The 13387-nt window shown below is 49.4% G+C and carries 11 protein-coding genes; 8 read left to right on the top strand and 3 right to left on the bottom strand.

Going from position 1 to position 13387, the window contains the following annotated elements:
- The first annotated feature begins 259 nt into the window (after positions 1–259).
- The gene (locus DMN77_RS14840; RefSeq protein ID WP_179015546.1) at positions 260–2890 is read left to right on the top strand and encodes a cation-translocating P-type ATPase; all 2631 of its coding nucleotides are present in this window, start codon (positions 260–262) and stop codon (positions 2888–2890) included.
- A 171-nt stretch (positions 2891–3061) separates the two neighbouring features.
- Here the strand turns inward: DMN77_RS14840 and DMN77_RS14835 are convergent, their stop codons facing one another.
- On the bottom strand, positions 3062–3286 hold the full coding sequence (locus tag DMN77_RS14835) for a helix-turn-helix domain-containing protein (protein WP_009225122.1): 225 nt from the start codon (positions 3284–3286) through the stop codon (positions 3062–3064).
- Between the two features lie 283 nt (positions 3287–3569).
- Here DMN77_RS14835 and efeO point away from each other — a divergent pair, with 283 nt between their 5' ends.
- The 3 genes from efeO to DMN77_RS14820 are packed head-to-tail and all read left to right on the top strand — an operon-like array spanning position 3570 to position 7692.
- Positions 3570–4457 (top strand): iron uptake system protein EfeO, encoded by an 888-nt coding sequence (gene efeO, locus DMN77_RS14830; RefSeq protein WP_179015545.1) that lies wholly within the window; start codon positions 3570–3572, stop codon positions 4455–4457.
- A gap of 4 nt (positions 4458–4461) precedes the next feature.
- Positions 4462–5805 (top strand): iron uptake transporter deferrochelatase/peroxidase subunit, encoded by a 1344-nt coding sequence (gene efeB, locus DMN77_RS14825; protein WP_082789875.1) that lies wholly within the window; start codon positions 4462–4464, stop codon positions 5803–5805.
- Between the two features lie 51 nt (positions 5806–5856).
- A complete protein-coding gene (locus DMN77_RS14820) occupies positions 5857–7692 on the top strand; it encodes an FTR1 family iron permease (RefSeq protein ID WP_179015544.1) in 1836 nt (611 codons plus the stop codon).
- A 64-nt stretch (positions 7693–7756) separates the two neighbouring features.
- On the opposite strand, the gene DMN77_RS14815 is transcribed toward DMN77_RS14820, so the two are convergent.
- Positions 7757–8215, bottom strand: coding sequence for a MarR family winged helix-turn-helix transcriptional regulator (locus DMN77_RS14815; RefSeq protein ID WP_229520685.1), 459 nt, complete (start codon positions 8213–8215; stop codon positions 7757–7759).
- Between the two features lie 218 nt (positions 8216–8433).
- Here DMN77_RS14815 and DMN77_RS14810 point away from each other — a divergent pair, with 218 nt between their 5' ends.
- Genes DMN77_RS14810 through nagA form a run of 3 tightly spaced genes read left to right on the top strand, consistent with a single transcriptional unit; the run spans position 8434 to position 11203 of the window.
- Complete coding sequence (locus DMN77_RS14810; RefSeq protein WP_179015543.1) at positions 8434–9297, top strand: MurR/RpiR family transcriptional regulator; 864 nt, start codon at positions 8434–8436, stop codon at positions 9295–9297.
- Positions 9298–9299: 2 nt separating this feature from the next.
- Positions 9300–10028, top strand: a complete 729-nt coding sequence (gene nagB / locus DMN77_RS14805) for a glucosamine-6-phosphate deaminase (protein WP_179015542.1) — start codon at positions 9300–9302, stop codon at positions 10026–10028.
- Positions 10028–11203 (top strand): N-acetylglucosamine-6-phosphate deacetylase, encoded by a 1176-nt coding sequence (nagA, locus tag DMN77_RS14800; protein WP_068777897.1) that lies wholly within the window; start codon positions 10028–10030, stop codon positions 11201–11203. Before nagB ends, nagA begins: the two co-directional genes overlap by 1 nt.
- A gap of 64 nt (positions 11204–11267) precedes the next feature.
- On the opposite strand, the gene DMN77_RS14795 is transcribed toward nagA, so the two are convergent.
- A complete protein-coding gene (locus tag DMN77_RS14795) occupies positions 11268–12242 on the bottom strand; it encodes a YhcN/YlaJ family sporulation lipoprotein (protein ID WP_179015541.1) in 975 nt (324 codons plus the stop codon).
- Between the two features lie 164 nt (positions 12243–12406).
- Here DMN77_RS14795 and DMN77_RS14790 point away from each other — a divergent pair, with 164 nt between their 5' ends.
- Positions 12407–13354, top strand: coding sequence for an NAD-dependent epimerase/dehydratase family protein (locus DMN77_RS14790; RefSeq protein ID WP_229520695.1), 948 nt, complete (start codon positions 12407–12409; stop codon positions 13352–13354).
- The last annotated feature ends 33 nt before the right edge of the window (positions 13355–13387 follow it).

The following is a 13387-nucleotide window of genomic DNA, read 5'->3' as shown; positions in this document are numbered from 1 at the left end:
GCGGAGATATGCCCTCAGACGCTGAATTGCGCCCGTAGATCTGCCCGCTCCACAGCATAATGATTGGACGCATAACGCTGGACACAACGCTGGAAGGCTTCTATAAAAGCCCATCTGAGCTTCCTGCTGAAATGAGTTTGAGTAAATTTACGTGCTGGATCGTATATAGTAATAATCCAATCGATTACTTCTGATCGATGAGGTTACAATGTAGATAACACAAACTTGCATTTTATCAAAAATAAGAGGTGTTTCTTGGATGTGGCATTCAAAATCGCAGGAAGAAGTGCTTAAGGAGCTGCAAGTCAATCCGGCGGTTGGGCTTTCAGAGGAAGAAGTAAGCGCGAGGCTGGAGCAGCACGGGCCAAACAAACTAAGGGGCAAACCGAAAAAAAGCATGCTCGCTCTGTTTCTGGCCCAGTTAAAGGATATGCTCATTTATGTGCTATTGGGCGCAGCGGTAGTAACCCTTATCGTAGGGGAATATGTGGATGCCATCATTATTCTGGCTGTTGTTCTGCTCAATGCACTGATCGGCGTATTCCAGGAGCACAAGGCGGAAAAGGCTATTGAGGCCCTTCAGCAAATGACTACGCCCAAGTCGCTCGTTCGCCGTCAAGGAGAAGTGAAGGAGATCAATTCCGAGGATATCGTTCCCGGGGACATTGTGATACTGGATGCGGGTCGATACATACCGGCTGATCTCAGACTGCTCGAGAGCGCCAACTTGCAGATTGAGGAATCCGCTTTAACTGGGGAGTCCCTGCCTTCGGATAAGGATGCCGCTTCTCTGTTCGAAGATCCCAAGACTCCAATTGGGGATATGTCCAACATGGCCTTCATGTCTACCCTGGTAACCTATGGAAGAGGGGAAGGCATTGCCGTAGCTACAGGGATGAACACAGAAATGGGGAAAATCGCGACGATTCTGGATGAAGACATCCATGAGATGACCCCGTTGCAGAAGAAGCTTGAAGAGCTTGGCAAGATGCTGGGCTTCATCGCTATAGGCATATGCGTGCTGATTTTCGTTATCGGTCTTATTCAGAAGCGCGATATATTTGAGTTATTCCTGACAGCCATCAGCTTGGCTGTGGCAGCGATTCCGGAAGGCCTTCCGGCGATTGTTGCGATTGTGCTTGCACTAGGCGTAACCAGAATGTCCAGAATCAACGCTATCGTGAAGAAACTTCCCGCTGTAGAGACGCTGGGCTCTGTCAATATTATTTGTTCCGACAAGACAGGTACGCTAACGCAAAATAAAATGACGGTCGTCAAGTACTACACCGCTACTCCCCTCGGTGATGAACCTCCGGTGGAGTTAATTAAATCATTCGTGCTCTGTTCCGATGCGACGCATGAGAACGGAGAAAGCACGGGAGATCCGACCGAGGTTGCCCTCGTCATTTACGGTGAACAGAACCAAATTATGAAGAAATCGCTGGAGGCTGAGTACAAAAGAGTCTCGGAAAAGCCTTTCGACTCCGACCGCAAGCTCATGTCCACATTAAACAAGACGAGAACAGGCTACCGTGTTCATACTAAAGGAGCCCTCGATCAATTGCTGAATATTTCAACCTCTGCCATTGTAAGCGGGGAAGTGGTTCCCTTAACCGAGGAGCTGAAGCAGCAATATGTGAAAGCGGCCGAGGGAATGTCGGATAATGCCTTGAGAGTGCTTGGCGCAGCATACAAAGACACGGAACAGCTTCTGTCAGCGGATGAGATGGAACAAGATTTAACGATCCTGGGCTTCGTCGGCATGATTGACCCGCCGAGACTTGAAGTGAAGGACTCTATCCAAGAGGCGAAGTCGGCCGGTATTACTGCTGTGATGATTACGGGAGACCATCGGAACACAGCTGTAGCCATTGCCAAGGAGCTCGGCATTGCCAATTCGATCGACCAGAGCATGACCGGTGCAGAAATTGATGAGCTCTCTGACGAGGTATTTGCGCAAAAAATCAAAAATATTCGAGTCTTTGCCCGCGTCTCGCCAGAGCACAAAGTGAAGATCGTGAAAGCTTACAAAGCGCAAGGAAATACGGTATCGATGACCGGTGACGGGGTAAATGATGCTCCTTCCTTAAAGAACGCCGACATCGGCGTTGCCATGGGAATCACCGGAACCGACGTGTCGAAGGGCGCCAGCGACATGATCCTGACGGATGATAACTTCACCACGATTGTGCATGCGATCCGGGAAGGACGAAATATCTACTCGAACATCCGTAAGACCGTCACTTTCCTCTTGTCCTGTAATTTCGGCGAGGTCATTGCCATCCTGGCATCGATCTTGTTCTTCTGGCCACTGCCGCTATTGGCTACGCAGATTCTCTGGGTCAACCTGGTCACAGATACGCTGCCGGCTATCGCGCTGGGTGTGGATCCAGGCGAAAAGGATGTGATGAAGCGAAAGCCGAGAGATCCCAAGGAAAGCTTTTTTGCCGGTGGTGCGGCATTCCGGGCCATTCTTGGCGGCGTTCTGATCGGAGCTTTAACTTTAGTTGCCTTTTACCTGGGATTAAGAGAGCATGGCTTTAGCCTGAACTCGGCGAATATCTCCGAAGAGGCGATGACTTATGCCCGGACAATGGCCTTTGTTGTTCTTGCCGCATCGCAGTTGTTTTACTCGTTCTCCAAGCGGAGCGACACGAAATCAATTTTCCAGATCGGCTTGTTATCCAACAAGTTTCTGGTTGGCGCGGTCGCGGCGGGTCTGATTCTCCAGTTTGCCTCGATCAGCATTCCATTCCTGGCGGCGGCATTCCAAGTGCACAATCTATCCCTCGTTGATTGGGGAGTAGTCATTGGTTTGTCCTTGCTTCCGCTCATCATAAACGAGATTATCAAGATGTTCATGCGAATGGGCGCGGTGAAGCAAGCCTAAGACAAGAATGAAATGTCCTATAACGAGCAAGGCTGTCGATGAAACGATGGCCTTGTTTTTTTGTACGCCCAGCATGGGCCAGGAAGATAAAATAAAACAAAAAACCTCCCCTTTCTTCCCGCTATGGAGGGAAAAGGAAGGTCCATGTTCTCTGCGCCCTTGGTAAAACCGTCAGATTTTTAGCTCCCCAAGCTTGATCAGCTCAACAACCGCCTGCGCGCGACCCTTGACATTAAGCTTTTGCATGACATTAGAGATATGGTTTCGGACGGTCTTTTCACTGATGAATAATTGGCCGGCAATGTCGCGTGTCGTTTTATCCTGCACGAGGAGTTCGAAAACTTCCCGTTCACGATGAGTTAACAGAAATTTGCTGTTACGATCGCTACTTTTCAATATGCGTCACCCCTCCTTGCTCGGGTTTTGTGGTTTACAAGGTTAAGGGATACAGTCAACACATTTTATGAAGAGATCGGTTTATTGGTGCCGTAAGGAAGTAAAATAGGCGCTTTATTTCCAGACCATCTCTATTCTGCAGATTAACGCTGACCTTAACCGCCGCGAAAATTTCTATTGACGGGTGGAATCCTTCCTATTAATATATGTAATCGAAAGTGATAATCATTATCAATAAGACTCATTTAACTTTCGATACTTATACCAAGGGGTGTCTATGATCATGAAAATATATTACGCGCTTCCAGCAGCAGCCATATCGGCAATTCTCCTGCTATCCGGATGCAACGCCGGAGATAAGAATGCAAACCAGGGAGCTTCGGTCAATAACGCGGCGACCGTAAACAACACGGCTAATTCCGCGGCTGCTTCGAATTCGAATGAAGATGATTTCAAGCAAGCCATCGATCAATACCGCGAATATGTGATCCAGCAATGCGATGCCTTCGTTACTGAGACAGCCAAATTTACGGCTGCGATGAAAGACGGTGATCTCGAGACTGCCAAGTCTCTCTATGCCCCGGCACGCATGTATTATGAACGAATCGAACCGATTGCTGAAGCGCTGGGCGATCTTGATCCTAATATCGATGCCAGAGACGGCGACGTAGACAGCTCAGAGTGGCGCGGCTTCCACAAGCTGGAACAAGCTTTGTGGGAGAATAACACAACAGCCGGACAAGAGGATATCGCTGATCAATTGTTAAGCGATGCCAAGCTGCTTCGTGCCAAGGTGGAAACGGTGGATATCGATGCCTCCCTGCTTGTTACCGGCGCCGTAGAACTGCTTAACGAAGTGTCTACTTCCAAGGTTACAGGTGAAGAGGAGCGTTACTCTCATACAGACCTTTACGATTTCGCCGCCAATGTGGAGGGCGCCAAGAAAATATATGAACTTCTGGAACCCCAGCTCAAAGCCAAGGATGCCGAACTGAGCAAAAATATCAGTGAACGCTTCTCAGCCCTTGAGCAGGAATTAGCACCCTTTCAACAAGGCGATGGCTACGTTAGTTATGAGCAGCTGCAGGATCAGGATGTGCGCAAGCTAAGCCAGAATCTCGATGCCTTAGCCGAGCCGCTGTCCCAAATGGGTACTCTGCTGGGAGTGTAAAAGTATGACTAACCATGAACCAGAAGTGGATTCACATGCATCAAACATTCGCGCTAATCAAGACGTAAAAGACCAAACACAGGGCCTTTTCTCCAAGAAAATAAGCCGACGTGAGGTGCTGAAATATGCAGGTATCGGAGGGATCGGTCTGCTTCTGGGAGGCGGTGGCGGCTACGGGCTGCTCGCGGCTAAAGAAAAGCTGTCACCCTCTTCCAGGCAAAACCACAATCGCATTGCTTCAATGGAACAGATCCCCTTCTATGATCAACATCAAGCCGGAATTATTACCCCAGCGCAGAACTTTCTATGCTTTGCATCCTTTGATTTGACCACGAATTCGCTGTCTGAGGTGCGAAAGTTATTCCAGTTGTGGACAGAATCCGCCTCCCTAATGACCTCTGGTCAGATGCTAGGCAACGCTAATAATAACCAGAATCTCCCCCCTTCGGATACCGGTGAAGCCGCGGGACTAACAACTTCCAAGCTGACAATCACCTTTGGAGTTGGCCCTTCCTTCTTTGATAGCCGTTATGGCTTATCGTCAAAGAAACCTGCTTCATTCGATGAGCTCCCTTCCTTCCGCGGAGATGCTCTGCTGCCGGAGTGGTGCGGCGGCGATATCGGTGTTCAGGTATGTGCGGATGATATGCAAGTGGCCTTCCATGCTGTACGCAATCTGGCCAGAATCGCGCGTGGAACCGCCGTAATGCGCTGGATGCAGGAAGGTTTCCAGCGCAGCTCTGCGGCTGACCCAAGCGGAGGTACGCCGCGCAATTTGCTGGGCTTCAAGGATGGAACCGGAAATCCGGATACTCAGGATGGGCAAGCCATGAATGAGATCGTATGGGCCGGCGCTGACAACGTAGCGAACTGGATGCAAGGCGGCAGCTACATGGTAGCACGTCGTATCCGGATGCGGATCGAAATATGGGATCGTTCCCCCTTAAGCGATCAAGAGCAGACCTTCGGCCGTTATCGCGACTCCGGAGCTCCGATCGGGTCCAGGGATGAATTCGATCCGCTTGATCTGGAAGCGAAGGATTCTTCAGGCAAGCCGCTTATTCCGCTTAATTCCCATTCCCGCCTTGCCCATATGGATGGCAAGATCCAAATGCTGCGCCGGGCCTATTCCTATACCGGCGGTATCGATGCGAAGACAGGGCAGCTGGACGCCGGCCTGTTTTTCATCTGTTATCAGAAGGATATCCAGAAACAATTTATAGCGATGCAGCAAAAGCTGGCCGCCAGCGATAAGCTGAACGAATATATCGTCCATGTTGGCAGTGCCCTATTCGCTTGTTTCCCCGGCGTCCGCCAGAGCGGATATATCGGGGATACACTCTTCTAGTGAGAGTTTCACCTACCTCTTCTAATTTAATAAGGAGGTGTAGAGAGTCCAATGGAACTCCCACACATCAAACAGGAAAGCTCAATTATTATAAAACTTAAGCCGGCTGCAATTCTTATAGCGTTTATCTTGATCCTGACAGCCTTAGGGTCTGTTCCTGCAGCAGCGGCTGAGGCTGCCGCAGAGAACGCTTCCAACCCGTCCTATAATAAGCTGCTCCCGCTAGTTGGCGGCGCACTTGTCGAAGCAGGAACCCCAAATTGGGACACGGCTGCTGCAGAGCTGAGCGAGTTCAGCAGCATTTGGAACGCTCTGGATCACTCTGCTTCCCCCGAACTTGCTAAGCAGATTGAAGACGGATTAATAACGGCGAAGCAGGCCATTGCAGCGCAGGATCAGGACGAAGCCAAGCAGGCTCTCTCTTCATTGGCTAAGAAGGTGAACGAATATACCTCGGCTTATTCTGCTGAGACAGAGAAGCCGGACGGCAAAGAATCCGCAGGCCAGCTGCTGGAGATGAGCGCAAAGACATTATCTGCTCTGGAACAAGGTTCCGTCGAGCAGGCACAAGCTGAATACAAGCAAATTCTGAACACATGGAAAAAGCTCGAAGGGCCGATCCGCGGAGGAAACTTTAGCGTATACAGCGATATTGAGACTCAAATGAGCTTAATCAGAATCGCGCTGCAAGCGACTCCCGTTAAAACAGAGCAGGCCGCAAAAGAATTGACTGCGCTGAATAGCCTGCTTCAGGATTACACCCAAGGCAAATTGGATAGCTTGACGGATTCAGCTGCGTCACAAAATAAGACCACTTTGGCCGATACTCTTCCGCTGCTCGACAAAGCCAAACAGGCTGTTGCAGCCAATCATGCGGAACAAGCAGCGGAGCAAATGAGCCAGTTCATTCGGCAGTGGCCTTCTGTAGAAGGCGAGGTCTCTGTCTCTTCTGCCAAGCTGTACACGTCAACTGAGAACCGTATGGCAGAGGCGCAGAGCTATCTGATCTCGAATCCGCCGAATCTCAACAAAGCGGAGCAGATTATCGAGACGATGATCCGGGATCTTCAGCCGCTGGCCGAACGCTCAACCTATACCGCCTGGGATGCGGCGTTAATTCTTCTTCGGGAAGGCTTTGAGGCTCTGCTGGTGTTAACCGCCCTGCTGGCCTTTGTGAACCGCTCCAAGGATGCTGCACTGCGTACCTCCGTTTGGGCTGGAGCGGGAACCGGACTATTGATTTCGGTGATTCTGGCTATCATTCTGACCTATACCATCTCGCAAGCCATCGCAGGTGGCGCAAGAGAAATGATTGAAGGCTTCATAGGACTATTCGCAGTCGCTATGATGCTTACGGTTGGCTGGTGGCTGCACAGCAAATCCAACGTCAAGGCCTGGAATCAGTATTTATCTGAGCGGACCCGCGGTGCGGTTCAGCGCGGTAGCCGCTGGTCCCTATTCCTTCTATCCGCCTTGGCTATATTGCGGGAAGGAGCCGAGACGGCGATTTTTTATATCGGCATGGTCCCTTCTATTGAACCGCATCAGCTGATTATTGGAATTCTGGGAGCACTGATCGTTCTGATCGTTCTGGGCTTCTGCCTGATCTATTTCGGCATTAAGCTACCGATCCGGCCATTTATGCTTTGCGCTACTCTGCTAATCTACTATCTGGTTATCCGCTTCCTTGGAGAGAGCATCCACTCTCTGCAAATTGCCGGATTACTCCCGGCCCACAGCCAGGCATGGCTTCCTTCAGCAGGTTGGATTGGAGCCTATCCTACTTGGGAGACCCTGATTCCACAGCTGGTGGCACTGCTCTTCATTATCTGGCAGCTCACAAGAAGCAAGCGTACAGACACACCTAAAACCGCCTCTGTTTCATAATTGCTCAAATAAAAAACCGCTCTTTGACGGTTCCGTCAAAGGCGGTTTTCTATTTGCATGAAAATTACTTCATTTTACATACAGACACATCAGAATGCCCAGCCGATCCTAGCTTCTCAACTACCTGAATCAAAACCTCCAGCTCATGGGGCTCCAGGTCCTGAAGATAACGTCGAACCACTTCCCTCGACTTCCTCCCGGCCTCTGCAAATACCTCGGCCCCCTTGTCGGTTACCGACAAAAGCACTGACCTGCGGTCCTGCTCATCGTGACGGCGCTGCACATATCCGCTCTGAACGAGGCGGTCAACCATAACAGTAATCGCGCTAGGCTTAACTTCCAGTGCATCAGCCAAGTAACTGACATTGCATGGATCAGTTCGAGCAATCAAAGCAAGCATATGGAACTGAGGTCCTGTTAATCCAAGCTCCCGGTGCTGCATAATTTCAGTCTGCATCCTCTTGAAAGTTCTGGACCAGCCAGTCATTAGCCGCTCTACATATTCATCAAGATTCGAATCCAATGTTAATCCCCCTCTTCGAATCGTAATGCCTGCTTCAAGTGTATTATGGGAGCGTCGAAAATACAAGGAATGTGTCATAATTTCCGGCCTGGTGTGCTGTAATCACTTGATTTTATCGGCAAAATGAACTATGATGAGGTCGAAATAATTTTCACGCATTTAGTAATAATAACAAAAATAATTTTCATCATTATTTCACATTAAAGAGGGTGATTCCAATGCTCACTCCAATCTTGCATGCGCTCTCCAGCAATCTGGACAATTTACCTCCCCAAGAGCGCAGGCTTGGAGAATATATTTTGCAGGCCCCTTCCTCCGTCATTCATCTCGGTATTACCGAACTCGCTTACGCTTGCAGCATTAGCCCGTCAACCGTAACGCGTTTTTGTAAAACTTTCCATTTCAAGGGATTTCCCGATTTTAAAATGAAGCTCGCTGGCGAACTCGGTCAGAAGACAGATGTCAATCAGTATCAGGATTTGAAGGCTGGCAATGACTTGCAGGAAATCGTCAGGGCGATCGAAGCCAATCATCTAGCCTCCATTACAGATACGACTAGGCTGCTTGATATGAATGAACTTGAGCGGGCTGTGCAAATACTGTGCAGAGCGAAGAGAATCGATCTGTATGGGGTTGCAACATCGTCCATCATCGCCCAGGATTTCTACCAGAAGTTAATTCGGATTGGCAAGAACTGTACCGCTTTCTCGGATTCGCATATGCAGATCACTTCTGCTTCCACACTAGGGGAAGAGGATGTCGCCCTGGCTATCTCCTATTCCGGAGAGACCCCGGAGACCATCGATGCGCTCAGATGCGCTAAGGATAGCAGCGCCACCACAGTCTCACTGACCCAATACGGAAACAATCAACTCGCTTCCTTTGCCGACGTATCCTTATTCTCTTCTTCATTAGAGAAAGGTATGCGGCGCGGTGATATGGCATCCCGCATCGCCCAACTGCACGTCATCGATATTCTGTTCACTGGCATGGTAAGTACGGAATTCGAAGATTTCATTCCCAAGCTGGAAAATTCTTATCAAAATGTTCAAACCTATAGGAAACGACAAGGAGGTTATTAATAATGATAAATATTATTAAAGTTAACAATGAGCAGCAGTTTAATGAGACAGGTGCAGGCATCATCGCCAGCCTGGTACAGACCAACCCGAGGGCCAAGCTTGGTTTGGCTACAGGCAGCACGCCGGTAGGCCTGTACCAGAGACTGATCGAGCTTTACAAGGAAGGCGTTGTAAGCTTCAAGCTGGCCAGCAGCTACAATCTGGACGAATATATCGGGCTCCCTGAGGATCATCCGGAGAGCTACAGACGTTTCATGAACGAAAAGCTGTTTAACCATATTGATATTCCGCTGAAGAACACGCACGTTCCTTCTGGCAATTCCAGCAATGCGGAGCAAGCTGCCGACGAGTACAACCGTCTGCTGGACGAAGCAGGCCAGGTTGATCTGCAATTGCTTGGCCTTGGTCATAACGGTCATATCGGATTCAATGAGCCTGATGAAGATCTGCAAGGCCAGACGCATGTCGTGAGCTTGGATGAACTTACACGCCAGGCTAACGCACGTTTCTTCGATTCCATCGAGGACGTACCTACCCATGCCATTACGATGGGCATCGGCTCGATCCTGAAGGCGAAGCAAATTCTGTTAATGGCTAAAGGGAAAGATAAGGCGGAGATCGTCGCCAAGGCGCTCAAGGGACCGATTACGACGAAATGCCCAGCCTCGTTCTTGCAGACTCATCCTAATGTGGTAGTTATTCTAGACCAAGAAGCAGGGAGTCTTGTATAATGAGCAACTATAATTTTCAAATTGTAAACGGCAAAATCGTTACTCCGAAAGGGATCATCGAGGACGGCGCTGTTACCGTCGAGAACGGGATTATTACCTATGTAGGCTCAACCTCGGGCACCCCACTGGATGCGGCCCAATTGGAAACCATCGATGCAGCCGGAAAATACATTCTGCCCGGATTTATTGATGTCCACGTACATGGCGGCATGTTGGAGGACTTCTCTAAGCCAAGTAAAGCGGGTATAGACGCGATCACCAAGCTGCATGCGAGCCAAGGAACAACTACTATGCTGGCCACGACGATGACCATGCCGAAGGAAGTTCTTGATGAGGTATTAGCTGAAGTGCAGAACTATATGGAGAAGGATATGCCGTATGCTCAGCTCGGCGGTGTCCATCTGGAAGGACCCTTTATCAGCCCGAAATGGCCTGGCGCCCAGAATCCGGCCCATATCGTTCCGCCAAACAAAGATTGGATCGAGCAATGGGAAGAGCAATATCCCGGATTGATCAAGCAAGTTACGTTCGCACCGGAGCGCGAGGGTTCACATGAGCTTATCCGTTTCTTGCGCAAGAAGGGAATCGCCGCTGCCGCAGGTCATACGGACGCAACCTATGAAGACATTATGTCTGCTCAAGCTGTAGGCCTGAACCACTCCGTTCATATGTTCAATGCCATGACTCCGCTGCATCATCGCAAGCCGGGCACAGCGGGTGCGATTCTCAGCACACCAGCCATTAGCGCAGAGATTATCGCCGACGGTATTCATGTGCACAAAGCCGCCATTAAATTGCTGGCCAGCGTGAAGACAGATCATAACTTGCTGTTAATTACCGATGCGATGTCTGCAGCTGGACTAGGGAATGGCGATTATATGCTGGGCGACCTGCCCGTGGTTGTTAAGGACAATGTATGTACTTTAAAGGAAAGCGAAGGAACACTCGCCGGCAGTACGCTTACGATGATTCGCGGCTTCCGCTATCTTGTACTGGAAGTCGGTTTGTCCATCGAGAGAGCTTCCGAGGCAGCCAGCGGGAACCCGGCCAGATTGCTTCGTATGGACCACATCACCGGCACCATTGAAACCGGCAAACAAGCCGACCTGTTGCTGGTAGATCATGATCTGGAACTGCAGCAAATCTGGATCAAAGGCCGTCAATTTCAGGAATAAGAGAAAATAAGTTAGAGGCTCCTTATATACCATAGGGAGCCTCTTTTTTACGTGGATCTATAATTTAGCGGTTCATATTCGTGCGATAGCCATCGGTGGATAATCCGTTAACACCGCTTGGCGTATACCCGTTAGGACCCGTCATCGTTCCTGCACGCCCCGGGAAGATTCGCTCCACCATCCGTTCAAAATCACGTACATAACCGTTCAAGGTTGCTCCGTCACGTGATTTAGTCGTATATCCACCCACACCTGTTACAAAGTCAGGGTCCGAAGAGATATAGACATTCTGAATATGAGGGGCTGTTTTCTTGATTTTGTTCGTAATTTCATCTTTAACTTGCTGTGGAATATAATCCCTTACATTCCCCGTGCCCCCCGTGGCATTCGTGCTGAACGGACTCATTGTATTGTTTCTTATCCCGTGATGGGTGCCGCTGGACATGAAATTATATGTTCCGTGGGTCCCCCCCATACCGGTGTTTCCATGATTCCCATAGGTTCCATCAAATCCATTGGTTCGATTTCCAAGAGTTCCATTAAGCCCGTTCGTATTAACTCCATGCAGCCCATTGGTTCCATAAGTGCCATTCATACCGTAAGCACCATAATTGCCTGTAGTACCATTCATATTAGTCCCCCCCATCATTCCTGAAGGACTTAATGGTGCGCCTAAACCTTTGGCGGAGATGTCGGAGCTACGGTTGACCCCGTTGTGATTATGCATCGTTACCGCGACATAAGCATCACGATCCGATACTAATACATGTGCGGTCTGTACATCGGATAATCCGGATATTTTATTGCTTAATATGGGGCTGGATTTCAGAGAATGAACGCGGTGCGTCGTTCCGTGTCCGGCACTGCGTGTGAACATGCGATTTCCCGGCTTAATGGAATTCACGTCATAACGATGCTCGGTCTGGCGTAAGCTCTGCGTGCGAACATTGTTATTTTTCGTTGTCGTACCGCAACCAGTAATACTCACCATTCCGGCGATTAAAGCAGCGGAGAGCGATAAGCTAATGATTTTGCGCATATAGTCATCCTCCAACGATATAATTTTATGATGAACAGAACTTAGGATGCTCTTATCGCGCATACGAAATTCAGGTAAACTTAACCGACTGCCCATGCCTGGCGCCAATAATTCCTCCCCCACATACGATACATATTATGCGGATTTTAAGGGAGGCTAATAACTTGAAGAAAGTAGTAGTGACAGGCGGAGCTGGATTTATTGGTTCCCATCTGGTACGACACTTAATCGGCCTGGGGAATCAGGTTCATGTCATTGACGACCTTAGCACAGGTCATATTGAGCATGTTCATTCGGAAGCCAAGCTGCATGTGCTGGATATCCGTTCGTTGGATGCCGCAGATCTGATCGCGACAATCCGCCCCTCAATTGTGGTGCACTTGGCCGCTCAGGCCGATGTTCAACGCTCCGTTCTCGATCCGGCAGCGGATCTGGATATCAATGTGAATGGGACCTTAAATATCTTGAAGGCTTGCCGGGAAGCCAAGGTTGGCAAGCTGGTATTTACATCAACATCAGGGGTTTACGGCGAGAACAGCCGGGAGCTTCTCGTTGAATCTGATCCAGCTAAGCCAATTTCTTTCTATGGCTTGTCTAAATGGGCTGCGGAGCAATATATTGCCTTGTTCGATCGCTTATTTGATCTTCCTTACACGATACTTCGTCTTGCTAATGTCTACGGGCCCGGTCAAACTCCCAAAGGAGAGGGCGGTGTAATCGCTATTTTTATGGATAAGTTAAAAAAAGGGCTTCCGCTCACTGTCAATGGAGATGGTGAGCAAACACGTGATTTTATCTACGTTGAGGACATCGTAAGTGCAATTATTGCAGCTGCCGATTGTGAATATCGGGGTATTGCTCATGCCAGTACAGCGAGACGTACTTCTCTAAATGAAATGATCGGCCTTTTGGGTATACTACATTCTCAGCCCATACAAGTGACCCATCGCCCCGATAAACCTGGAGACATCAAGCATAGCTGCTTATCCAACTCCAAGTCCGCCCGGCTTCTGCAATGGCAGCCATCGCATAGCTTATGGCAAGGACTGGAGAAAACCTATCTCAGCGCCATGGCCCCCCATCCGAATCCTCCGGGAACTGGAGCCTCTTAATTTCATATGAAAAAAGCCGATCCCTGATATCGC

It is taken from the genome of Paenibacillus sp. 79R4 (genome assembly GCF_013393165.1).
Classification (GTDB): domain Bacteria; phylum Bacillota; class Bacilli; order Paenibacillales; family Paenibacillaceae; genus Fontibacillus.
The sequence above is the reverse complement of the archived record's forward strand: the minus strand, read 5'-3'. Positions and strand labels throughout refer to the sequence as shown.